The 1,141-nt window shown below is 69.4% G+C and carries 1 protein-coding gene; it reads right to left on the reverse strand.

Translation table 11 applies throughout. The features are described 5' to 3' along the window. On the reverse strand, nt 1-1,141 hold a 1,141-nt coding region (locus AB0L74_RS34860; RefSeq protein WP_365661640.1), incomplete at both ends, for an alpha-amylase family glycosyl hydrolase.

Consider the following 1,141-nt stretch of genomic DNA (forward strand, 5'->3'; position numbering starts at 1 on the left):
TGTTGAGGCGGGTGATGAGGGGGGTGATGGTGCGTCCCTCGCGTTCGGCGGTTTCCCAGTCGCGGGGTGTGAGCTGGTACTTCTCCGAGTCGAGGTATTCCTCGGAGCCGGGGCGCAGGGGGGTGTTCTCGCACAGTTCGTAGCCGCTGTAGACGCCCCAGGCGGGGGAGAGGGTGGCGGCGAGGACGGCGCGGGCCTCGAAGGCGGGACGGCCGCCGTGCTGGAGGTAGGCGTGCAGGATGTCGGGGGTGTTGACGAAGAAGTTGGGCCGCATCCAGGCGGCGGCCTCGCCCGACAGTTCGGTGAGGTAGTCGGTGAGTTCCTGTTTGGTGTTGCGCCAGGTGAAGTAGGTGTAGGACTGCTGGAAGCCGATCTGGGCGAGGGTGTGCATCATGGCGGGGCGGGTGAAGGCCTCGGCCAGGAAGATCACGTCGGGGTCGGTGCGGTTGACGGCGGTGATGACCCGTTCCCAGAAGACGACCGGTTTGGTGTGGGGGTTGTCCACGCGGAAGATCCGTACGCCGTGGGCCATCCAGTGGCGCAGGACGCGGATCGTTTCGGCGACGAGGCCGTCCATGTCGGCGTCGAAGGCGATGGGGTAGATGTCCTGGTACTTCTTGGGGGGGTTCTCGGCGTAGGCGATGGTGCCGTCGGGCCGGTGGTGGAACCACTCGGGGTGTTTTTCCACCCAGGGGTGGTCGGGGGAGCACTGGAGGGCGAAGTCGAGGGCGATCTCCAGGCCGAGTTGGCGGGCGCGGGCGACGAAGTGGTCGAAGTCGTCGAGGGTGCCCAGTCGCGGGTGGACGGCGTCGTGGCCGCCTTCGGGGGAGCCGATGGCCCAGGGGACGCCGACGTCGTCGGGGGCGGCGGTCAGGGAGTTGTTGCGGCCTTTGCGGTGGGTGGTGCCGATGGGGTGGATGGGGGGGAGGTAGACGACGTCGAAGCCCATGGCGGCGATCGCCGGCAGGCGGCGGGCGGCGGTGCGGAAGGTGCCGTGGGGCTGGTCGGGGGTGCCCTCGGAGCGGGGGAAGAACTCGTACCAGGCGCCGTACAGGGCGCGTTCGCGCTCCACGAGCAGGGGCAGCGGCTCGGTGGTGGTGACCAGTTCCCGCAGCGGGTGGCGGGCCAGGACCGCGTCCAC

This window comes from Streptomyces sp. NPDC052020 (genome assembly GCF_040680575.1).
Lineage (GTDB): Bacteria > Actinomycetota > Actinomycetes > Streptomycetales > Streptomycetaceae > Streptomyces.